24 protein-coding genes, 3 pseudogenes and 1 riboswitch are annotated in these 21146 nt (G+C 65.7%); of the genes and pseudogenes, 15 read left to right on the top strand and 12 right to left on the bottom strand.

Going from position 1 to position 21146, the window contains the following annotated elements; all coding sequences use genetic code 11:
• The first annotated feature begins 26 nt into the window (after positions 1 to 26).
• The gene (locus tag Q0627_RS07560) at positions 27 to 1016 is read left to right on the top strand and encodes an LLM class flavin-dependent oxidoreductase (RefSeq protein ID WP_298808795.1); all 990 of its coding nucleotides are present in this window, start codon (positions 27 to 29) and stop codon (positions 1014 to 1016) included.
• Between the two features lie 92 nt (positions 1017 to 1108).
• On the top strand, positions 1109 to 1852 hold the full coding sequence (locus Q0627_RS07555; protein ID WP_298808793.1) for a glutamine amidotransferase: 744 nt from the start codon (positions 1109 to 1111) through the stop codon (positions 1850 to 1852).
• A 44-nt stretch (positions 1853 to 1896) separates the two neighbouring features.
• Here Q0627_RS07555 and Q0627_RS07550 read toward each other — a convergent pair.
• Positions 1897 to 2016 (bottom strand): annotated as a pseudogene (locus Q0627_RS07550) (excalibur calcium-binding domain-containing protein); the annotation flags it as partial.
• 241 nt (positions 2017 to 2257) lie between these two features.
• On the opposite strand from Q0627_RS07550, the gene Q0627_RS07545 reads away from it, so the two are divergent.
• Positions 2258 to 2455 (top strand): hypothetical protein, encoded by a 198-nt coding sequence (locus Q0627_RS07545; RefSeq protein WP_291018659.1) that lies wholly within the window; start codon positions 2258 to 2260, stop codon positions 2453 to 2455.
• Positions 2452 to 2793 (top strand): type II toxin-antitoxin system PemK/MazF family toxin, encoded by a 342-nt coding sequence (locus tag Q0627_RS07540; RefSeq protein WP_298808788.1) that lies wholly within the window; start codon positions 2452 to 2454, stop codon positions 2791 to 2793. The genes Q0627_RS07545 and Q0627_RS07540 overlap by 4 nt, the downstream gene beginning before the upstream one ends.
• Positions 2794 to 3249: 456 nt before the next feature.
• On the opposite strand, the gene Q0627_RS07535 is transcribed toward Q0627_RS07540, so the two are convergent.
• Positions 3250 to 3384, bottom strand: coding sequence for a hypothetical protein (locus Q0627_RS07535; protein ID WP_291018649.1), 135 nt, complete (start codon positions 3382 to 3384; stop codon positions 3250 to 3252).
• A 354-nt stretch (positions 3385 to 3738) separates the two neighbouring features.
• Between Q0627_RS07535 and Q0627_RS07530 the strand changes: the two genes are divergently transcribed.
• Both Q0627_RS07530 and Q0627_RS07525 read left to right on the top strand, forming a co-directional pair.
• Positions 3739 to 3945 (top strand): helix-turn-helix domain-containing protein, encoded by a 207-nt coding sequence (locus Q0627_RS07530; protein ID WP_291018647.1) that lies wholly within the window; start codon positions 3739 to 3741, stop codon positions 3943 to 3945.
• A 26-nt stretch (positions 3946 to 3971) separates the two neighbouring features.
• The gene (locus Q0627_RS07525) at positions 3972 to 5183 is read left to right on the top strand and encodes a type II toxin-antitoxin system HipA family toxin (RefSeq protein ID WP_291018639.1); all 1212 of its coding nucleotides are present in this window, start codon (positions 3972 to 3974) and stop codon (positions 5181 to 5183) included.
• Between the two features lie 182 nt (positions 5184 to 5365).
• Here Q0627_RS07525 and Q0627_RS07520 read toward each other — a convergent pair whose 3' ends face one another.
• Together Q0627_RS07520 and Q0627_RS07515 are read right to left on the bottom strand one after the other, a co-directional pair.
• Positions 5366 to 5839, bottom strand: coding sequence for a hypothetical protein (locus Q0627_RS07520; protein ID WP_298808786.1), 474 nt, complete (start codon positions 5837 to 5839; stop codon positions 5366 to 5368).
• Between the two features lie 170 nt (positions 5840 to 6009).
• Entirely contained in the window at positions 6010 to 6255 is a 246-nt protein-coding gene (locus Q0627_RS07515; RefSeq protein WP_298808784.1) for a hypothetical protein, read from the bottom strand.
• 84 nt (positions 6256 to 6339) lie between these two features.
• Here Q0627_RS07515 and Q0627_RS07510 point away from each other — a divergent pair, with 84 nt between their 5' ends.
• Positions 6340 to 7581: an HNH endonuclease signature motif containing protein gene (locus tag Q0627_RS07510; RefSeq protein WP_298808782.1), complete on the top strand. Its 1242-nt coding sequence runs from the start codon at positions 6340 to 6342 to the stop codon at positions 7579 to 7581.
• A gap of 159 nt (positions 7582 to 7740) precedes the next feature.
• Here Q0627_RS07510 and Q0627_RS07505 read toward each other — a convergent pair whose 3' ends face one another.
• Positions 7741 to 8415 carry an HAD family hydrolase gene (locus tag Q0627_RS07505; RefSeq protein WP_298808781.1) on the bottom strand — a complete coding sequence of 225 codons (675 nt, stop codon included), beginning with the start codon at positions 8413 to 8415 and terminating at the stop codon, positions 7741 to 7743.
• Positions 8416 to 8504: 89 nt separating this feature from the next.
• On the opposite strand from Q0627_RS07505, the pseudogene Q0627_RS07500 reads away from it, so the two are divergent.
• A pseudogene (locus tag Q0627_RS07500) lies at positions 8505 to 8651 on the top strand (cupin); the annotation flags it as partial.
• A gap of 105 nt (positions 8652 to 8756) precedes the next feature.
• Complete coding sequence (locus tag Q0627_RS07495) at positions 8757 to 9320, top strand: peroxidase-related enzyme (RefSeq protein ID WP_291016367.1); 564 nt, start codon at positions 8757 to 8759, stop codon at positions 9318 to 9320.
• A gap of 31 nt (positions 9321 to 9351) precedes the next feature.
• On the opposite strand, the gene thiD is transcribed toward Q0627_RS07495, so the two are convergent.
• Together thiD and thiC are read right to left on the bottom strand one after the other, a co-directional pair.
• Complete coding sequence (gene thiD / locus Q0627_RS07490; RefSeq protein WP_291016369.1) at positions 9352 to 10194, bottom strand: bifunctional hydroxymethylpyrimidine kinase/phosphomethylpyrimidine kinase; 843 nt, start codon at positions 10192 to 10194, stop codon at positions 9352 to 9354.
• A pseudogene (gene thiC / locus Q0627_RS07485) lies at positions 10191 to 11795 on the bottom strand (phosphomethylpyrimidine synthase ThiC); the annotation flags it as partial. The pseudogene thiC and the gene thiD, both read right to left, overlap by 4 nt.
• A gap of 321 nt (positions 11796 to 12116) precedes the next feature.
• Positions 12117 to 12231: riboswitch (TPP riboswitch) on the bottom strand.
• 246 nt (positions 12232 to 12477) lie between these two features.
• Here thiC and Q0627_RS07480 point away from each other — a divergent pair.
• The 4 genes from Q0627_RS07480 to Q0627_RS07465 all read left to right on the top strand — a co-directional run bounded on the left by Q0627_RS07480 (position 12478) and on the right by Q0627_RS07465 (position 16437).
• Positions 12478 to 12828, top strand: a complete 351-nt coding sequence (locus Q0627_RS07480) for a GNAT family N-acetyltransferase (protein WP_291016371.1) — start codon at positions 12478 to 12480, stop codon at positions 12826 to 12828.
• 30 nt (positions 12829 to 12858) lie between these two features.
• On the top strand, positions 12859 to 13611 hold the full coding sequence (locus Q0627_RS07475) for a siderophore-interacting protein (RefSeq protein ID WP_291016373.1): 753 nt from the start codon (positions 12859 to 12861) through the stop codon (positions 13609 to 13611).
• Between the two features lie 121 nt (positions 13612 to 13732).
• Positions 13733 to 15133, top strand: a complete 1401-nt coding sequence (locus tag Q0627_RS07470; protein WP_291016448.1) for a salicylate synthase — start codon at positions 13733 to 13735, stop codon at positions 15131 to 15133.
• On the top strand, positions 15130 to 16437 hold the full coding sequence (locus Q0627_RS07465; protein WP_291016376.1) for a lysine N(6)-hydroxylase/L-ornithine N(5)-oxygenase family protein: 1308 nt from the start codon (positions 15130 to 15132) through the stop codon (positions 16435 to 16437). The genes Q0627_RS07470 and Q0627_RS07465 overlap by 4 nt, the downstream gene beginning before the upstream one ends.
• Here Q0627_RS07465 and Q0627_RS07460 read toward each other — a convergent pair.
• Genes Q0627_RS07460 through Q0627_RS07440 form a run of 5 tightly spaced genes read right to left on the bottom strand, consistent with a single transcriptional unit; the run spans position 16407 to position 19877 of the window.
• The gene (locus Q0627_RS07460; RefSeq protein WP_291016379.1) at positions 16407 to 17183 is read right to left on the bottom strand and encodes an exodeoxyribonuclease III; all 777 of its coding nucleotides are present in this window, start codon (positions 17181 to 17183) and stop codon (positions 16407 to 16409) included. The genes Q0627_RS07465 and Q0627_RS07460 overlap by 31 nt on opposite strands.
• Before the next feature lie 5 nt (positions 17184 to 17188).
• Positions 17189 to 17689, bottom strand: coding sequence for a barstar family protein (locus Q0627_RS07455; protein WP_298808779.1), 501 nt, complete (start codon positions 17687 to 17689; stop codon positions 17189 to 17191).
• Positions 17689 to 18243 carry a ribonuclease domain-containing protein gene (locus Q0627_RS07450; protein WP_291016386.1) on the bottom strand — a complete coding sequence of 185 codons (555 nt, stop codon included), beginning with the start codon at positions 18241 to 18243 and terminating at the stop codon, positions 17689 to 17691. Before Q0627_RS07450 ends, Q0627_RS07455 begins: the two co-directional genes overlap by 1 nt.
• Positions 18244 to 18275: 32 nt before the next feature.
• A complete protein-coding gene (locus Q0627_RS07445; protein WP_298808776.1) occupies positions 18276 to 19256 on the bottom strand; it encodes a GNAT family N-acetyltransferase in 981 nt (326 codons plus the stop codon).
• 18 nt (positions 19257 to 19274) lie between these two features.
• Complete coding sequence (locus Q0627_RS07440; RefSeq protein ID WP_291016392.1) at positions 19275 to 19877, bottom strand: peptide deformylase; 603 nt, start codon at positions 19875 to 19877, stop codon at positions 19275 to 19277.
• A gap of 278 nt (positions 19878 to 20155) precedes the next feature.
• On the opposite strand from Q0627_RS07440, the gene Q0627_RS07435 reads away from it, so the two are divergent.
• Together Q0627_RS07435 and Q0627_RS07430 are read left to right on the top strand one after the other, a co-directional pair.
• The gene (locus Q0627_RS07435; protein WP_291016395.1) at positions 20156 to 20515 is read left to right on the top strand and encodes a DUF3263 domain-containing protein; all 360 of its coding nucleotides are present in this window, start codon (positions 20156 to 20158) and stop codon (positions 20513 to 20515) included.
• A gap of 65 nt (positions 20516 to 20580) precedes the next feature.
• Positions 20581 to 21060 carry a LytR C-terminal domain-containing protein gene (locus tag Q0627_RS07430; protein WP_291016397.1) on the top strand — a complete coding sequence of 160 codons (480 nt, stop codon included), beginning with the start codon at positions 20581 to 20583 and terminating at the stop codon, positions 21058 to 21060.
• Positions 21061 to 21146 lie beyond the last annotated feature (86 nt).

Here is a 21146-nt window from a genome sequence, read left to right as displayed (position 1 = left end):
TAGTTAGGGTTGGCTAACCTCGAACCATGACCGCTATCACAGGTGTGAGCGACCGGACCTTCGGACTGTTCCTGAACATGGGCGCCAACCTCGCGCCCACCACGGCCGGGGTGTTCGACCTGACGCTGCGCGAGGCCGATGCCGCCGAACAACTCGGTTACGACGAATTGTGGGTCACCGAACACCATTTCATCCGATTCGGCATCAACCCGAGCGCGCTCACCACCGCCGGATTCCTGCTCGGCCGCACCGAACGGATCCGCGTCGGCACCGCGGTCACGCTGTCGCCGCTGCTGCATCCGGTGGAGATGGCCGAACGGTCCGCGCTGCTCGACCAACTCAGCGGCGGCCGGTTCAGCCTCGGTCTGGGCCGGGGCGGATATCGGAAGGACTACGATGTGCTCGGCGTCGACTTCGCCCGCTGGGACGACGAGCCGGCGTCGAGTGCGCGGCAGATCCTCACCCACTGGGCGCCGGAGTCGGACCTGCAACCCGCGCCGCTCACGCAGCCGCATCCGGAACTGTTACTCGGCACCACCGGTGCGGCCGGCCTGGAGCTGGCCGCTCGCAATGGTCTTGCGCTGCAACACTATTTCGCGATGCCCGCTGAGCCGCGGGTACAGATCGAACAGGCCTACCGGTCATTCGATCCGGTGGGTGATCCCCGGCACCTGCACACCCTGACCGTCATCGTCGACGACGACCCCGACATTCGGCATCGGCTCGAAAAGGTTGCGCTGCAATCGTTCAAGGACGGCGACCATCCGCACGTCCCGCAGGCCCCCGAGTTTCACGTCGGTCCCGACGGAAAGCCGCTCACCTCCGAAGATCAGGTGAAGATGGCCGTGCACGCCGCGATCGTCGGCTCGGTCGAGCAGGTCGTCGACGGGCTCGGCCGGTTCATCGAGACGACCGGCGCCAGGCGTCTCGCGTTCTACGCCGAGGCCATCGCCGACGCCGACATCACCATGCGCACCATCACCGACCTCGCCGAAAAGGTGATCCCCCAGCTCTGACACCGCCGCCACTTCAGTGCGTGCACCGTTCTTGTAGTTGGCTGGTGTATACCGATTGCGTTCGGCCCTCGACGAAGGAGCACCAGTAAGCCATGTCCGCCACCCCGACAGTCCTCGTGATCCGACACCTCCTGTTCGAGGATCTCGGCATCTTCGCTCCGGTGCTGATTGAGTCCGGCTACCGGATCGACTACGTCGACGCCGGCATCGACCGCATTGACCCGGACGCCGTGTACGACGCCGACCTGCTGGTGGTCCTGGGCGGCCCCATCGGGGTGGGCGACCAGCGCGCCTACCCCTACCTGACCGACGAGATCGCGGCCATCGCTGAGCGAATCGACCGCGGCCTGCCGACGCTGGGGGTATGTCTGGGTGCGCAACTGATCGCCGCGGCACTGGGTGCGGCGGTCGAACCCACCGGACGCATCGAGATCGGCTATGCACCTTTGACTTTCGCCGATGTCCCGGACAATCCGCTCGCGATGCTCGGGCAGGTGCCCGTACTGCACTGGCACGGCGACCAGTTCGCCATCCCCGACGGCGCCCGGCTACTGGCATCCACCCCAGGATTCCCGCATCAGGCATTCGACTATGGTCCGGCCGTCCTCGCCCTCCAATTCCATCTCGAAGCCGACCACGACCGCATCGAGCAATGGCTCATCGGACACGCCCACGAACTGGCCACCAACGGCATCGACCCGGCGGCCATCCGTGCCGACGCCGGGCGGTACGGACCACAACTGGCCGACCATGCGCGAGAAGTGTTCGCGGCGTGGCTGCGGTCAGCCGGTGCGCCCGGCACCACCCGCGGAACATCTGCCGCCATTCCCTGCTGAACTGGAACTCGGGCCTTTCGGTCCAGTGCGTTTGTGTGGAGCGCTCAGCTTTCGCAGCCGACGCCGTCGCCGTCTCGGTCGAGAGCGGGCCGGTAGCCCGGCTGCCCGACGTAGACCGGCGCCGCACCCGCTGCCCGGGCCTCCGAGCAGTTTCCGTAGTAGACATCGCCCGTCGTGGGCGAGGTCACCGCCTGCGGCGTGGTGGTGCGCTCCGGTGTCGAAGTGCGGGGTGTCGAAGTGCGGGGTGTCGATGTGCCCGGGGTGGTACGCCCCGGCGTGTGGGTGCGTGGTCGTGTCGCGTCGTCGTCGTTCGAGTTCTGCTTGTGCGACCAGCTGAAATCGTGGTCGGGTATGTGCATGCCAAGTCTGTAGAACAAATGTTGAACAAAGCAGTACGATGAGGGTATGTCAACAATCGGATTCCGGCCCACTGCCGAGGACGAGCGCATACTCCGCACGGCTGCGCGGACCGGGGAAAGTACCTCCGACACGCTGCGTCGGGCGCTACGGCTGCTGGACCACGAACGGTGGCTCGAACAGTTCCGCGCCGACGCCGAACAACTCACCGGCGAAGATATCAACGTCGAACCTCAAGCCTGGTGATCCGGGGCGCGGTGTACCGCATCGACCTCGGCCAGGCGCGCGGTCGCGAACAGCGCGGCAGGCGGCTCGGTCTGGTGATCTCCCCATCGCAATCACCTCTGTCGGTGGTCACGGTCATCCCGACGTCCACTTCCGCCCGACCGGCGATCCACCGGCCCGAACTGGAGATCGCGGGGCGAACGACAACGATGCTGATCGATCAGATCCGGTCCATCGACACCGACTACCTGGTCGGCGATCCAGTCGACTACCTCTCCCGCGACGAACTGGCACAGGTGGAGCTGGCCCTCGCGCACTATCTCGGCCTCACAGCCGTCGCGCCAGCGCAGTCCCGATAGTGTGAAAGTCGAGGAGGCCCCTCTGCTTGAGATTGACGTCAGGTAGAACGTCTCCGCCTACCACTACTCCAAGGACGAAGTCTTCCAGGCGCTCGTGGCTGCGAAACCCGGACTGGCGGGGACGACCGCGTCCAACCTCCGGCGTGTCCCGGACATCCTGACATCCTTCCAGCGGGAACCTCGGTCCTGCTGACTCGGTGTTGTCTACCGACGCTGGGCAAGCTCGGTCCCCCAACTCGACCGCCTGCAGCGAACTGGTGAGGATCGGCTGACGCGAGTCTTCCCGGACTGTGCCGGAGTACATACAGCACCAAGACCGGCGGCGAATGCTTCTCGCGTTCGCCGCCGGTGGGGTGTTGTATCGTCGCGGCTTCCGACCGCTGGGCTCAGTCGATGCCCGTTACCCGATGCCCGTTACCCGATGTCCGTTACCCGATGCCCGTTACCCGATGCCCGTTACCCGATGCCGTTGTCGGCGTCGGTCTCGATGCGCAGGTTGCCACCCCACGCCGACAGGTAGCCGACGTTGCAGCCGCCCCGGATACCGGTGGCACGCACACCGATCTTGTGGGTTCCTGGCGAGAGTTGCATGTAGTAGCTGCCGTCGCTCTGGCTCGGTCCCCCTCACGGCCATCGGTGAACGACTATGGGTAGTTCTCTCCATCAATGGGCAGATCTCCCCTCCGAACAAGAGCTGATTGGGCACAATCGCATTCCGACCCCAAACGTCCCACGGCACCGCATCGATGGTTCCCGCTCAGCTACAGCGCGAGCGTGACACAAGGCGCAACGAGCGACTTACTATGCTTGAGAAGCAAAGCATAGACTCAGGAGGCACGATGAAGGCACGATGGATCTAGGCTTACGCATGAAATACAAGGCATAGGAGACTGTATGGGTGCACCACGACGGACGACCCCACGTCAGCGGTCAACTGTGCCCGCCTTGACAAGCATTGGCGCCACGATCGCCGATCGCCGACGAGGACTGAACCTCACCCAGCAGACTCTGTCCGACCTGAGCGGAGTTTCCAGGTCGACGGTCCAGGCCCTTGAATACGGCAGCGGCTCGATCCGGCTCGAAGCCCTCACAGCCGTCGCCGAAGTACTCGGCCTCCACATCGGCGTCTTGCGGCCGGGGCAAGCGCGATGATGACCGCACCCGCGGAACTTCGCCAGATGAGGCAGGCGGACGTCTATATCAACGACGCGCGAGCAGCTGTTCTGCTCCGCGACGACCGCGACCGGGTGACCTTCCGGTACCACACCGAATTCCTTGACGCGCATCGTGATACAGAAGTCCGCAACCGATCCGTGGCGTGGACGTTGCTGTCTACCCCGACATTCCGGCAGGCGACCGCCGACGGTGGTGCGGTGCCTCCGTTCTTCGCCGGACTCCTACCTGAGGGGGCGCGGCTCGATGCCGCCATCGCCTCGACCAAGACGTCCGCCGACGACCATTTGACGCTTCTGCTCTCCGTTGGCGCCGACACCATCGGCAACGTCCGTATCGCACCCGCAGGCACGGCACCGATCGGCGTCGAACCTGCGGTCGACAATCCCGAAGTCGCCGATTTCAGCAGGCTCGCGGTATCGCTCGGCGAGACGATCGACGTCGACCCGATTGCACTTTCGGGAGTGCAGCCGAAGGTGTCGGCGCAGCGGCTGACCACGACGGTTCGCCGAACCTCAGGCTCCGCGATCTTGAAGTTCAGCCCGGCCCGCTACCCACGGATCGCCGAGAATGAGGACTTCTTCCTTCGCATGGCCCGCGGCTGCGGTCTGCGCACCCCGACCCACGAGGTCGTCCACGATGTCAACGGGGTCAGTGCACTGCTGGTCGCCCGCTTCGACCGCACCCCGGACGGACGCCGGATTCCTCAGGAAGACGCCTGTCAGGTGGCCGGCGCGTACCCGGCGAGCAAGTACCGTCTCAAGACCGAAACCGCCATCAAAGAACTGTCCCGCGCCTGCGCGGACGGCGGAGGTTCGGCAGCAGCCGCAACGCTCGAACTGTTGCAGACGGTGTCGTTCTCGTGGCTCATCGGCAACGGTGATCTGCACGGAAAGAATCTGTCCATCTATGCACCAGAAGACTTTTGGCTGCCCACACCGTCGTATGACCTGCTGTGTACGCAGCCGTATGCGGGCTGGCGCGATCCGATGGCGATGATGCTCTACGGCCGCAACAACCGGTTGACCCACACCCACATCGTCGAATCCGGCGAACGCCTCGGTCTACGCCCACGGGCGGTCTCCCGGATGCTCGACTCACTCACCTCGGCCGCCACCCCCTGGATCGAGCGATGCGCCGAGATCGGCTTCGACGATCGCACCACCGCTCACCTGGAAAACCACCTACGCGAACGCCAAGCCTCGCTCCTCCGATGACACACTCCCGCGTCGCCGACTTCGTCCGGCGAATCGCTTATCGCGATATCCGATACGCGGGACGCAGTTCGAGTCGCGGCACGGGTCAGTCGGGCGTGGTGCGGTGTTGATATTGTCGCGGTCACCGACCGCCGGGCTCAGCCGATGCCCGTTTATCCGATGCCCGTTTATCTGATGCCCGTTTATCCGATGCCGATGCCGTTGTCGGCGTCGGCGCCGGTCTCGAAGTGCAGGTTACCGCTCCAGCCGATCAGGGAGCCGGTGTTGCAGCCGCCCCGGATCCCGGTGGCGCGCACACCGATCCTGTGCGTGCCCGGTGACAGTTGCATGAAGTAGCTGCCATCACGCTGCCCGGGACCGAGCACCTGCCGGCCCCACTCGGTACCGTCAACGATGATGTGGGCGATCATGCTGGAGCAATGGCTGGGATTGGCCCGGAACTGCACCACGTACTTGCCCGAGCTCGACCTCACGTTGTACGAGGGGGTGTTCAGGCATTCCTGGCTCGGCGTCGCGGTGCGGTAGTAGCACTGCGTCACGTTGACCGGATTGTTCGGGAACACAGCGGCATTGGCGGCCGGAGCGGCGAACCCGAGGGCAACGGCACCGGCGGCGGCGATCATGGCACCGGTTGCGGAGGTCTTGGTGATGTTCATTGTTTTCTCCTGCTGTGTTTTGGGAGTGTTTTTGTGGACATCACAACTATCGCCCGACCAGTCACCAACGACAATGGGTAGTTCTCTCCATCGATGGGCAGTTCTCCCCTCTGAGCGAAACCCGATCGGACACAAGCGCATTCCGATGACGCGGCGTGGATCGAGAACAATCAGGTCGGGCGTACGCCGGACATGCGCCGGCGACAGAGGCTGCGCTGATCGACCGGCACCTGTATCGGCGCGGCCGGGATGTCTGCCACGGTTGGGTTACCGCCAAAACGGAGTTCGTCGATGAGATAGTCGTCACCCCAGACGGGCTCGGCCGTCATGATCAGGGATCCGATTTGTATCGACAACATTTGATAAATATCAGAGATTGGTGGTAGAGTGTGGTGGTCGTACGTGGGCTCGCTCATCAGGCTCATGGAAAAGATTGAGCAGGAACGAATTTGGTCGACATGCCTCTTGCTATCGATAGTATGTTCGACTATGGTTGTGGCATGGACCTGGGGAGAGTTACCGCAGAACTGGCCGACCTTGACTTCGGTCAGGAGATGGACGGGCGCGGCGCGTTCGATGCACTGCGCGAGATGCTGACGTTGGTGAATGTCGCACATCATCACGCCGCGGTACTGGTGGGCGTGCTCGATCGGCTCGGGGTGACCAGGAAATGGGGAGGATCGTTGCGGAAGTTACTGATAGACATGGGATGTGCGCCGTCGGTCGCATCCCGGTTGGTGCGTGTCGGCACGTCGCTCCCCGGATTGGCCTATGTCGGTCGGCATACGCGAGATGGGGACTTCTCGCTCGAGCATGCTGATGCGGTGGTCGCAGGACTCGCGCACATCGAACGACGCGCAGGTGCTGAACTCGGCATCGAAGATCGCTTCGAGTTTGAGAATTCGATGGTGGCGCAAGTATTTTCGGGTGTGTCGCCCTCAGAGGTCGCCGCCACTGCCAGGAGAATCGGCAATAGCGTTGCCGATGAATCGGATTCGGGTCTGCCGCCGGCGGAGGACCGTGCCATCGATGACTTCAGTGTGACCGTGGACCCCGATGGTCGGACACGGGTCAGGGGCGATCTGGATGCGATTATCGGTGAGAAGTTTGCGACGCTTGTCGACGCATTCTCGGAGGTCCGGCCTGAGCCTGATGGCTCCCCCGACGCGCGGCCCGCGGGACGGCGCCGCGCCGACGCCGTCGAACGGATACTCGACGCGGCGATGGCGGCACACGAACTCGGAATGCTCGCCGGAGCACCCAAAACCTCAGTCCTGCTGACACTTCCGTCCGACACGCCGGAACTGTCGACGCTGGCATGGGTGGGGCCGGTATCGCAGGCCACCACAGAACAACTCACCTGCGACGCGACGATCACCACGATCATCGTCGACGGTGAGACCGTCCCGCTGCAGATAGGCCGGGACCGACGGCTGTTCCCGGCACACCTGCGCAAGGCGATCATCGTCCGCGACGGCGGTGCGTGCATCAAATGTGGTGCACCGGCATCGTGGACCCAGGTACATCACATCGAACACTGGTCGCGGGGCGGTGAAACCAACCTGGACAACGGATGTCTGGTCTGCACCTCGTGCCACGACGATATCCACCACGCCGGTTGGGATGTCACCATCGGCTACGACCGTCACCCTTGGCTCATTCCACCGGCAACGGTTGATCCACGTCGACGGCCACGCCCGGCCTACAACCGGCGCACCATGCGCCTGGATGTCGCCGCCTGAAATACCCACAGCCTCAACATGTTCCTTGACAACTCCATAGTGTGATGGGCTTCGCTGATCCCCTGTGCCGACCGACCGTCGAGGGGCCTGGCAGGATCGTGTCCTCAGTCGATCAGCGATACGCAAGTCGGTGGGTTGTGTGATTGCAGAGGTCGCAGGCTACCGGACGGCAGTGCCCGCCAGCAGCCCGGGCAGCTCGAGCAACGAATCGATGACCGTCGCCCGAGCCGCCTCGGGGCGGCGCGCATGGAGATATCCCCACGGCCCGCGGCGGATCAGGATGGGCCGCATACCGGCGTCGGCAGCGGGCAGCACATCGTTGTCGGTCCGGTCACCGACGTAGGCGATCTCTTCCGGCGCCACCCCGGCCAGTTCGGCGGCCGCGTTGAAGAACGCAGGATCCGGCTTCTCGACGCCGAGTTCGGCGGAATTGCGGATCTCATCGACCGGCAGGTCCATTGCGCGCAGCGCGGTGAGTGCGCGCGGGGGCTGATTGCCGGCGATCACCAGCCGCAGCCCGGACGTCCGCAACTGTGCCAGCGCGGGGCGCACGTCGGGATAGAGGTCGTCGGCGTCGAAGCTATTGCGCAACCCGGCCGGGTCGTCGGCCGCCCACGCCGCATCCTCGGCGGCGACATCGATATCCGGGCGGACCAGTGAAAAAGCGTCCTCGACCGGCCGGTCGGTGGCCGCACACGCCCCGAGCGCACCGAGAAACGTAAGCGGGGTGACTCCGAGCCGGTCGGCCCACCGCAGCCAGAGCCGCGATTCGTCGACGAGGGTCTCACCGACGTCGAACACGACGGCACGGACTGCGGCTGCGGATTCGCTCATGGCCGTCGAGCTTACGGACGGCCTTCCGGGACACACCGGTCGGTGGCATAGTCGGCGCAAGGTGCGCCGAACCCGAGGAGAATCCGATGCCCGGCTACTACATCTTCGTTCCGCCGTTCGTCCCGCACCGCGAGGAGAACCCCGACCCGGACAATCCGGCCGTCGTGGTGATCGCCCGCAGCACGCAGGAGGCGATCGTCGTCAACCTTCCCGCCCTCTACGCGCTGGAGGGTTGACCGAGCCCGATAGAGCCTGGATGGACAGGGCGGGCCGCCGATCCGGTCTGCGTCGGGGTTACGGTGTGATGGGAGTCACCCGACGAGTTGAACGGAGTCGTTCGAATGTCTGAGCCGATCACCGCCCTGGATCTGCCCGCGCAGGAACTCAGCGAGGCCACCCGCAAGTACTTCGCGATCTGCGAAGAGAAACTGGGAATGGTCCCGAACGTCCTGCAGGCATACACCTTCGACGAGGAGAAGCTGCGTGCCTTCACCGGCATGTACAACGATCTGATGCTCGGCGATTCCGGACTCTCGAAACTGGAGCGGGAGATGATCGCGGTCGTCGTCTCGTCGGTCAACAAGTGCTACTACTGCCTCACTGCGCATGGCGCGGCGGTGCGGCAACTGTCCGGCGACCCACTGCTCGGCGAACAACTGGTCATGAACTTTCGATCGGCTGCGCTCGACGACAGGCAGCGGGCGATGCTCGAATTCGCCGAGAAGGTTACCGAACAACCCGCCAAACTCGACGAAGCCGACCGGCAGCGACTACGGGATGTGGGGTTCGGTGACCGTGATATCTGGGACATCTCGGCAACCGCCGCGTTCTTCAACATGACCAACCGGGTGTCGTCTGCGATCGATATGCGGCCCAACACCGAATACGCGTCGCAGTATCGCTGATCCGCAACGGGTTTCGGAGTCGGGACCGCACTCAGCCCACCTTCCACAGGGGATTGACCGGTCCGTGGCCGGCGCCGAGCGGATAGGCGGCCTCCAGCCCGCGGGTCACCCAGCGTTTACCGAACGCCACCGCATCCGGCATCGAAAAGCCATGTGCCAGAGCCGATGCCATCGCCGCAGACAAGGTGTCGCCGGCGCCGTGATCGTGGGGCGTGTCGATTCGGGAGTGGGTGAACTCGTGGAACTGCGCGCCGTCGAACAACAGGTCCGGGCTCTGTGCCGACGAGCGCAGGTGGCCGCCCTTGACCAGCGCCCAGCGGGCACCCAGCCCGTGCAGGGCGCGTGCGGCATCACGCTGGGACGCGTCGTCGACCACGTCGATGCCGGTGATGAGCCGCACCTCGTCGAGATTAGGTGTCACCACCGTTGCGATCGGGAACAGGACGGTGCGCAACGCATCCAGGGCTCCGGTCGCCAGGAGTGGATCGCCGTGCATCGACGCGCACACCGGATCGGCCACCAGTGGGATGGCGCCGTCTCCACCGATGTCCAGGCCGCCGCAGGCATCGACGACGGCCTCGATGATCGCGCTTGACGCGAGCATCCCCGTCTTGGCGGCGCCGATCCCGATGTCGGTGACGACGCTCGTGATCTGACCGGCCACTATCTGCGGTTCGATCTCCTGGAAGCCCTGTACCCCAAGGGAGTTCTGCACGGTGACCGCGGTGACCGCGACACAGCCGTGAACGCCGAGGGTGGCGAACGTGCGCAGGTCCGCCTGCATACCCGCCCCACCGCCCGAGTCCGAACCGGCGACGGTCAGAACCCGGACGGGGGTTAGACCCGTGGGCGCGGTGGGTAGTTCGGTTGTCATTCCACACCTACGGTTTCAAGGGGCAAATACACCCGGTTGCCCTGTTCGGCGAACTCCTCGGACTTCGCCGCCATCTCCTCGGCGATCTTGCGATCGATGTCCTCGGCCGTGACCAGGTTGTTCTTCTCCGCATAGGCGCGGACGTCGGCGCTGATGCGCATCGAGCAGAACTTGGGGCCGCACATCGAGCAGAAGTGGGCGGTCTTGGCGGGTTCGGCGGGCAGTGTCTCGTCGTGGTAGTCGCGGGCGGTGTCCGGGTCGAGGGCCAGGTTGAACTGGTCGGTCCACCGGAACTCGAAACGTGCCTGCGACAGGGCGTTGTCACGTTCCTGTGCCCGGGGGTGTGCCTTCGCCAGGTCGGCGGCGTGTGCGGCGATCTTGTAGGTGATCACTCCCACTTTCACGTCGTCGCGATCGGGCAGTCCCAGGTGCTCCTTCGGGGTGACGTAGCAGAGCATCGCGGTACCGGCCTGCGCGATCATCGCCGCACCGATCGCGGAGGTGATGTGGTCGTAGGCGGGGGCGATATCGGTGGCCAGCGGTCCGAGGGTATAGAACGGTGCCTCCTCGCACAGTTCCTCCTCCAGACGCACGTTCTCGACGATCTTGTGCATCGGAACATGGCCGGGACCTTCGATCATCACCTGCACGCCATAGCTTTTCGCGATCGATGTCAGCTCACCCAGGGTGCGCAGTTCGGCAAACTGGGCCTCGTCGTTGGCATCGGCGATGGAGCCGGGTCGCAGGCCGTCGCCGAGGGAGAAGGTGATGTCGTACCTGGCGAAGATCTCGCACAGCTCGCGGAAGTGGTTGTACAGGAATGATTCCTGATGGTGTGCCAGGCACCAGGCCGCCATGATCGAACCGCCGCGCGAGACGATGCCGGTGACCCGGCGGGCGGTGAGCGGCACGTACCGCAGCAGCACCCCGGCGTGCACCGTCATGTAGTCGACACCCTGCTCGGCCTGCTCGATCACGGTGTCGCGGTATATCTCCCACGTCAGCTTGGTGGGATCGCCGTTCACCTTCTCCAGTGCCTGATAGATCGGCACTGTGCCGACCGGCACCGGGGAGTTGCGCATGATCCATTCGCGGGTGAGATGGATGTCCTTACCCGTGGACAGGTCCATGATGGTGTCGGCGCCCCAGCGGGTGGCCCACACCATCTTCTCCACCTCTTCCGAGATATCGCTGCGCACAGCGGAATTACCGATATTGGCGTTCACCTTGACGGCGAATCGTTTGCCGATAATCATCGGCTCGGACTCGGGGTGGCGGTGGTTGGCGGGGATCACGGCACGGCCCGCGGCCACCTCCTCGCGGACGACCTCGGGATCGAAACCCTCACGGGCGGCGACGAAACGCATTTCGTCGGTGACGATTTCCGCCCGTGCCCAAGCCAACTGGGTGGATGCCACCCGGGTGGAACCGGCGCGGGGGTCGGCCGGGGCGGGTTCGGGCCGGTGCCACGAGTCCCGGGTCGGTGGTAGACCGCGTTCGACGGCGATGTCGGCCGACGGGTCGGTGTACGGACCTGAGGTGTCATACACATCAAGGTGGTCACCGTTGGTGAGTGCGATGCGTCGTTGCGGCACCCGCAGCGTGCCTCCGTGCTGATGGCCCCCGATGCGCCCATTGCCCTCGGTGTTCCCGCCGGCTTCGCCGCTCCTGTCGCCTTGGGCGCATCCGGTGCCGTGGGTGTCCCTTCTGGCCTGGATCTCCTTGTAGTGCTTGTGGCTACCGGCGATGGGGCCGGTGGTGATGCCTCGGCCGTCGACCGGTGCGTTCGTGGGTGTGCTGCTGGTGGCGGGCAGGCTCGTTGAGGGTGGTTTGGTACCAGGCCGGTTCGCTGTAGACGGGCTTGTCGCGCGTTGGCTTGTAGCAGGTCGGCTTGTAGCAGGTTGGCTTGTTTCAGGCAGGCTGGTGCCCATGGGTGCTCTCCCTACGCCGGCATTACCCGGACAGGTTCAGGCGGTCGGCGGCCGCCTGCCGCCATCTCAGCCCCCGGTGATCGTGGGAGCCCCCGCGTGTTCATTTATGTGATCGCGTGTGATCGCGAATGCGTGGCCGAGCCGGTGTTGCTGAGCAGATGTGGCTGAGCAGATGCGGCTGCGACTCGACGGCCATCGTAGACGCTGACGGGCATCGGGTCACTGTGAGCGCACAATCTGCACCCACGTGATTTTCCTCTGCAAGATCGCGATGCGAGAAGCAGCAAGCACCGGTAGTATGTGATCCGTATCACAAGCAGTGAGTCACCAGAAGTGTGGAGAGGCAGAACCAGTGCAGCGCAAGACCCAGTCAGTCCGACCGACCCAGTCGGCCCAGGCGATACTGCATCAGATCTCCCAGGTGGTACACAACCCCGAGCGTGATCGGTTCGAGCTGTGGGTCGCCGGGGACCTTGTGGGCGTACTCGGCTACTCCTCAGAAGTTGTCGACGGCAAACCAACCATCTCGGTGATGCATACCGTCATCTACGACGAGTACACCGGCCACGGCCTGGGGGCACGACTGGTCCGGGGTCTGCTGGCCTACGTCAAACACTGCGGTGCGCAATTGCGGCCCGTCTGCAGCTTCACCAAACGCTACGTCGACGCCCATCCCGGCATCGTCGAGCTGGCACCGGCTTGATCTTGTTCTGGCCCCAGTAACCTGGGGCGGGTGACCGAGACAGGCGTCGGCGGGGACCGGGGCATCCAGGGTCTGATCCTGAGGGCGTTCGGCGCTGACGACTACCGGCTGACGGTGACGTCCGCCGCGAGGTACCTCACCGACCGGTATGTGCGGCTCGAGTTCTCCGGTGGAGGTCTGCTGCGCGAGCGGCCGTATCACCCGACGATGTTCCTGCGACTGTGGTTCGAGGACCGGCATGGCAGACCCCACCAGCGCGGATACACGATCATCGATCCCGATCCGGACGCCGACGCCTTCGCCGTCGAGTTCGCCGTCCACGAGGGTGCGGCAGCCCGCTGGGCGCTCACCGCACAACCCGGCGACGTGCTCGGGGCGACGTTTTTGCGCTCGGCGTTCGCCGTCCCGGAACCGGCCCCGACCGGCTGGCTGATCGTGGGTGACGCGGCGTCGCTGCCCGCGATCAACTCTCTGCTCGACGAACTCGGTGAGTCCGGGGCGCCTGCGGTCATCTGGTTCGAGTGGGTCCACGACACCGACATGGACCTGCCGGTCCGGTTGCGGTCACACGACACGATTCGGTGGGTTCGGCGCGACAGCGAGGCGGGTATCGTGGCTGCTCTGCGGTCTGCGGCGTTCGATGCTTCCGGGCAGTTCGGCTGGGTGGCGCTGGACACGGCGCAGACACGGGCGGTCGCCGCGATCCTGCGTGCCGACTACAAGCTGGGCAGGCGGGGCGTCAAATCGCAGGCATACTGGCTGGAAACGAGAGGCCCGTCCTGAGTCGTGATCTGGTCCGTGAGATTTCACATTTCGGGTATGGGTAACTTAGGCTCTCCTAAACATGGCGTACCGAGGTCCTGTGATGCCTGAGTCCCCGCAGGGGAGGAGTTTCTGCGTGAATGTGACCGCGAGTTCAACTGTGGCCGCACACACGGAAGCCGGGGCTCCTGCCGATCCGGCGCAGATCTGTGCGGCATGGGCGGCGACCGGCCGTTTTGCCGAGTACGTGGTTTACGAACGCGATGGTCGGTGGATATTCGCCGCCGACGTGGCCGCCCGCATCGTGCTGACCGGTACGGATGTCTCGGTGTCAACGGGTGACACCACCACAAGCAGACGCTGGGCGGACGACCCCGGCGCCCGTCCGGTCGACGCACTCGCCGAGGCGGTCGCGGCACTGCCGATGGCCGATTGGCAGCTCTACGGTTGGGTCGGCTTCGACTTCGCCGCCGGACATCACGGCCTGGGTGATCGGGTCGCCGACGACGCGGTGCTCGCGCACCTCATCGTCCCGCGGGTCGAGTTGACGGTGAGTTCGCACGGCATCGAGAGTGCGGGCGCAGGGGGCGTGGACATCGGCGGGGTCGGGCTCGATGACGAACTGCTTGCGGTGGCCCGGTCCGCCGGCGACATCGCCCATGAGAACGCGCAGCGCGCCACACCGCCCATCGACATCGACTCCGATCCGTACGACTACCGGGGTTCTGTAGCGGCGGCGGTATCGGAGATCGCCGACGGCAAGTACCAGAAGGTCATCATGTCGCGGCATGTCGACATCCCGTTCGCCGTCGACATGCCCGCCACCTACGCACGCGCCCGCGTCGCCAACAATCCGATGCGGTCGTACCTGGTGTCGCTCGGCGGGATCGAGACCGCCGGCTTCAGCCCCGAGCTGGTGGTGTCGGCGACGGCCGACCGTCAGGTGCTCACCGAACCGCTCGCCGGGACCCGGCCGCTGGGCCGCTCGCCCGAGGAGGACGCGGCGGCGCGCGACGAACTGCTCAACGACAGCAAGGAGATCACCGAACACGCGGTGTCGGTGCGGGCCTGCTTCGGCGAGATCGAGTCGATCGCCGAACCCGGCACCACCGCGGTCACCGAGTTCATGGCGATCCGCGAACGCGGTCACGTCCAGCACCTGGCGTCGACGCTGCGGGGCACGCTGCGCACCGACACCGGGCCGTGGGTGGCGCTGTCGGTACTGTTCCCGTCGATCACCGCCTCGGGTATTCCGAAAGCACCCGCACTCGACGCCGTCTATCGGCTCGAGCCGAAACCACGCAGCCTGTATTCGGGCGCGATCATGACCGCGTCGTCGTCGGGCGAGCTGGAGGCGGCACTGGTGCTGCGATCGGTGTACGCGCAGGACGGGCAGGCGTGGCTGCGGTCGGGCGCAGGTGTCGTCGAACAGTCCCGGCCGGATCGCGAGTTCGAGGAGACCTGCGAGAAGCTCGTCGGCCTGGCGCCGTTCATCGTCGCTGCGCAGCAGCCCGGCAGTGATGGCGCGAGAGGTTCATTGTGACCGCCCGTCCCGATACTCTCGGCTCCGATGTCCTCGATGTCCTCGATGTGGTCGGAATCGGTTTCGGTCCGGCGAATCTGGCGGTGGCGGTCGTTCTCGAAGAACTCGCCGAGTCCGGTACCGCACTGAGTGCGGCTTTTGTGGAAAGCAAACCGGAGTTCAGCTGGCATCCCGGAATGATGTTGCCGGGTGCCAATATGCAGATAGCCTTTCCCAAAGACCTTGCCACCATGCGGAATCCGCGAAGTGCCTACACCTTTTTCAATTATCTGCACGCCAAAGGCCGGATGGTTGATTTCATCAATCAGCAGACCTTCTTTCCGAGCAGGCACGAATTCGGGGACTATCTCGCCTGGGCCGCGGACACCGTCGGTGCTGACGTCCGGTACGGAACCCGTGCGCAGCGAATCGCTTTCGACGGCGATCAGGTGGTGGTGAGCTGTCACGGCCCCGACGGTCCGTTCGAATTGCGGGCCCGCAACGTACTTTTCGCGCCCGGACTCGTCGGCAGGATTCCCTGCGGACTCGTGCCCAGTGCCCGGATATTCCACAATCACGACATCCTCACCCGGATCGGCCGGATACCGTCGGCGCATAACGGGGCGTTCGCGGTGCTCGGTGCCGGCCAGAGTGCCGCGGAGGTGGTCGAATATCTGCACAGCACCTACCCGCAAGCGCGGGTGCACCTGCTGCACACCAAGTTCGGTCTCTCACCGTCGGACGACAGCCCGTTTGCGAACCGGGTGTTCGACCCGGACACCGTCGACCTGTGGTACTCGGCCCCCGTCCACGTCCGGGAACGGATGATGGACTATCACCGCAGCACCAACTATTCGGCGGTCGACATGGACCTGCTCGAGGAGTTGTACCGGCGTGAGTACCACGAAAGCGTGACCGGCAGCCGGCGTCTGCTCATCCACCGCACCACCGAGGTCACCGGCGCCGTCGAGGACGCCGACGGGGTCAGCGTCGGCACCCGTAACCTGATGACCGGTGCCGAGGACACCATCCGGGTCGACGCACTGGTCTGCGCCACCGGTTTCGCACCGGGCAACATCAGGGACCTGCTCGGCGATGCGTCGGAGTCGTGCCTATTCGACGACGAAGGTCCGGTCGTGGGCCGCGATTACCGGCTCGCCACAGTCGACAACGTGTGCGCGGGCGTCTACCTCAACGGCGGCGCCGAGGCCACGCACGGGTTGTCGTCGACACTGTTGTCCAACATCGCGGTCCGTGCGGGGGAGATCATCGACTCGGTGCTGGCGCACAGCCCTCAGCTGATCTCGAGGACCACCGGCGCGTGATCGCTGGCACCTCGGGCTTTGCGGGCATTGCGGTCGACATGGGCGTCGAACACCCGGTCACCGAGCGCCGGTGAGCACAGCAGGTAGTCGATGCGCACGCCCTCGTCGCGTGGAAACCGCAACTGGGTGTAGTCCCAGCAGGTGTAGCCGGGCGCGTAGGGGAGCGCCGCGTCGGTGAACCCGTGACCGGTGAACGCGGCGAGTGCAGCTCGTTCGGCCTCGGTGACGTGCGGTCTGCCCTCGAAGTAGGTCCGGTCCCACACGTCGTCGTCGGTGGGTGCGACGTTCCAGTCACCGGCCAGCACGATCTGCGCGGCCGGATCGTGGGCGAGCCACAGCGCGCTGCGGTCGGCGAGTGCCGACAACCATTCCAGCTTGTAGGCGTAGTGCGGGTCGGTGAGCGATCGTCCGTTCGGGACGTACAGGCTCCACACCTGCACGCCGTCGCACACCGCGGCCACGGCCCGTGCCTCGACGCCCACATCGGCGAATGCGGGCTGCCCGTCGAAGCCGTACTGCACCGATTCGAGGCCGACCCGCGAGGCGATGGCCACACCGTTGAATCCGCCCTGCCCGCAGAACACGACGTCGTAGCCGCTCGCGAGGAAACTCATCACCGGGAACTGGTCGTCGGGACATTTCGTCTCCTGCATCGCCAGCACGTCGATGTCATGGCGTTCCATCCACGCCACCACGGTCTCCGAGCGGGCACGGATCGAATTGACGTTCCACGTGGCTATCCGCATGGCGGTCAGTCGATCTCGGCGAGGGTGGCGCCGGCGGCCTCCCAGCGCGTCCGGACGATCGGGCGGCGACGTTCGGACGTCGACAGTACGACGGCGAACGTGGCGGACGGATGGGCCTGGTGGGCGTAGTGATCGCGGTAGAACAGCAACGACGAGGCGAACCAGTCGAGCTGCCCGAGGTCCGCGGTGAGCAGATTGTGGGCGCGTGAGATGTGCGTCAGATAGCCCGTCGGCGGGACCACTCCGGCCGAGAGCGCCCGGCCGTCGAGATCACGCATGCAGTCGTCGAAGGAGTCCTTGTTGTAGCCGAACGACTTGCCGAACTCCCAGGCCCGGGAGAACGCTGTGAACAGTCCGGACAGCGTGGTCATCCCGGCTGCGTCGACGGTGCGTACCGAGAAGCGCCGTCCGGGGGACGGCATGTGCGCCGAACCGAGAAGCCCGATCGGCGGGCCGTCGTGGGTGGCGTTGATCAGGAACTGGCGCAACGAGATCGGGGAATCCATCAGTTCGGTCCTCGAATCCGGGTGAAGGAACGGTAGTGGTCGTCGGTGTACCAGGCCGAGCCGTCGTCGGCGGTGATGATGCGTTCGGCGTCGCGGCTGCGGCCCGGCTTCTTCGGGTTCACGTCCCACTCCTGGAACCTCAGGCGGCGGCCGTCGGATCCGGTGCGCGGGAGCAGACCTTCATTGTTACGGAAGTTGATGCCGCCACGGGTACCGGGTGCGTCGGCCGCGTCGGGCCACTGCCCGGCGTCGATCAGTTCGAGTGTGGCCAGCGCGTGCGTGGGGATCTTGCTGCTCTGGGTAGACCGCTTCTGGGTTGTGCTCTTTTGGCTCGCACTTTTTTGAGCTGAGCTTCTGGGCGCGGTGGGTTTCGGACTTGTCCGGAAGGTGGGCTTGACCGTGCCCGACGACGTGACCGCGTGGGTGCCGGACCCGGTGTCGTCGTTTCCGCCGGTGACCAGCAGGGCGATCACGCACAGGGCGGCGATGATCAGTACGGCGATGACAGTGATCTGTGCGGACCGTTTGCGGCCCTGCGCGCTGGAAGCAGACATCGCAGACAACGGTAGGCCATGACGGCGCGCCGCTACAGCCGGACGTACCCGTACTGGTGGTGCAGGCCGAAGCCGAGTCGCCGATACCAGGCGCCGGCCGCGCGGTTGGCGGCATCGACCTGCAGGTACGCCGTGCCCGCGCCGAGATCCCGGCCCCAGCCGAGCAGAGCCGCCAGCACTTGGCCGCCCAGTCCACGGCCACGGTGACCGGACAGCGTGTGCAGGGCGGTGACGCCGAGAACGGGGTTGCCGGCCGCAGTCGGGGTGATTGCTCCGCGGCCGATCGCCCCGAGCCGCTCGTCGTCGCGGATGCCGGCGAAGACGAGCCGGCCGTTGCGCACTGAGCTGATCACCGCCGCGGCCATGGCATGGTCGGCGGGCGAGGTTGCAGGGTCCAGGCGCACATCGAGCCACTCGGAGCCGGCGGCGGGTTCACAGATCACCTCTGCGGTGCTGGTCCCGCCCGTGACCTGCGCGATCTCCGCTGTCAGTACCTGCACTGGCTGTTCGATCCGCCCGGGCAGATGTGCGGCCGGAAGGAGCCGGTCGGGCCAAGCCAGTTGCGGCGGTAGGGACCGGTCCCGGTACCAGTCGGTGATCGCGCTCAGTGTCGGCCCGTCCGCGCGGGCTCCGATGTCGATGGGCACCGCGCAGTTGGCGCGTCGCGTGTAGCCGCCGCCGGCGCGCACCAGCCACCCGTCGATCCACTGCGACTCGGTGCCCGGCCAGGCGTGCGCCGCCGCGTACTCGACGGCTCTGATCTCGCTGTTGCGCACGGTCCGCAGCGACAGCACCCGGATCGAGGTCACCGCAGATCGGGGGATCTCCACGACGGTGTCGTCCCGGTCGAGCCGGATCCTATCCGCACCGTCCCCGACGACGACGCCGGTCACATCCGACAGTGACGGTCCCGACGTGGTGGCCGGATTGGGCGCACCGCGCCAGTCCGCGGGCGTGTCCGCACCGAGCCGGTAGCGCACCACCACCCGATCGCCGATCAACGGCTCGCTCATGGCAGCCGAGTGATGAGCTCAGTCATCGTGGCCGAAGGGGTCCTCCTGGGCGCCGGGCAGCCAGGTGAGGCCGGGGGCGCCCCAGCCGTTGCGTTTGACGGCCTTCTTCGCCGCACGGGCGTTGCGGCCGACGAGGACGTCGACGTACAGGAAACCGTCGAGGTGACCGGTCTCGTGCTGCAGCATCCGGGCGAAGAAGTCGTTGCCCTCGATGACCACCTCGGCGCCGTTGCGGTCGGTTCCGGTGACGCGGGCCCAATCGGCGCGGCCGGTGGGGAACTGCTCACCCGGCACCGACAGGCAGCCCTCGTCGTTGTCGTCCGGGTCGGGCATCGTCTCGGGGATCTCGGAGGTCTCCAGCACCGGGTTGATCACCTCGCCGCGCCGGCGGATCACCGACCCGCGGCTCTCGTCGGGGCAGTCGTAGACGAACATCCGCAGGCCCACACCCACCTGGTTGGCGGCCAGACCGACACCGTGTGCGGCGTCCATCGTCTCGTACATGTCGTCGAGCAGTGTGACGATCTCAGCGGCCGGGCGGCCTTGGTCGTCGAGTACGACGGGTGCGGTCGGCGTGTGCAGGACGGGTTCGCCGATGATGCAGATCGGGAGAATAGCCATGTGTTCGTTTCTCTCGTGACGCGTGCGGAAAGGTCCGGTGCGGGTTCCCGGTGATCGCCGGCCCTGCCCGCGTGTGTCAGATTACCGCCGGATTTTCTCCGATCGGTGCGCGGTGGCGAGTCATGCCGGGGTTGGTGCGCTCGGCCGTGTTTAGATTGCTGGCGAACGACATCGATGTGAGTCACCACGTCAATGCGAGAACCCGGATCAGGGCGAGCATGGGCAGTGAATCAGTCGGGGGGTGTCCATAAGCATGGGGCGAATCCAAAGGGAGCGACATGGATAGCGCAGCAGCGCGTAGCCGCGATCACGGTGACCGGATCACACCTACGGACGTGGTGGAGCCTGCGGCCTCGCCAGCCGATCCCAAGGCGATCGGGGAGGACGGCCTCTCGCGCCGCGATCACGACATCCTGGCGTTCGAACGCCAGTGGTGGAAGTACGCGGGTGCCAAGGAAGAGGCCATCAAGCAGTTGTTCGGGTTGTCGTCGACCCGCTACTACCAGGTGCTCAACGCGCTGGTGGACCGGCCGGAGGCGCTTGCCGCCGACCCGATGCTGGTCAAGCGGCTGCGGCGGCTGCGCTCGGCCCGTCAGAAGGCGCGTGCGGCACGCCGGCTCGGCTTCGAGATCACCTGACATCCGGTTGCATGAGCAGTCGGTGGCGCCGATCCCGCGATCCGCTGTGAGTTAAAGTTGCCGAGATGAAAGCTGACCGGGAACAGAACAGGCTTCCCTTCCGTGCGGGAGCGATGCTGCTGCTGTCGGTGGCGGTCGTGTTCTTCGGGCTTGCCTGGCATTCGGCGGCCTCGGGTGGCGACGACCCCGAGCAGAAGCTCGCCGAGGCGGGCGCCAAGATGTCCGCGACCTCCGCCTCCACGTCCGCGCCGGGCAGATCCTCCTCGGGCCGCGGCCCGGCGTTATGCGTGTTCAACGCGGGGACGGTCGCAGGATTGGCGAGTGAGGTCAGTTCGGAGCTGGAGAAGAAGGGCTTCCGGGTGTCCGACACGGGTAATCTCACCACCAGTTCGTTCACGGAGAACACGATCTTCTACGACTCCGGCAACAAGTCGACGGCGCAGCGGGTGTCGAGGGCACTCGGGGGCGGGGCGAGCATCGAGGCCCGGCCCGCCGCGTTCAGCCAATGCGCCGACGGAGTGCCCGTGATCGTCGTGAGCCGCTGATCGGTGCGGTGTGGCTGATCGGTGCGGTGTGTTGTCGGTCGTGTCGATGGCCGAATCACCGTACCCATCGACCACACATCCACTAC

This window comes from uncultured Gordonia sp. (assembly GCF_937858515.1).
Taxonomy (GTDB): Bacteria; Actinomycetota; Actinomycetes; order Mycobacteriales; family Mycobacteriaceae; genus Gordonia.
Note: the sequence above shows the minus strand (reverse complement) of the source record. Positions and strands in the feature narration are given on the sequence as shown.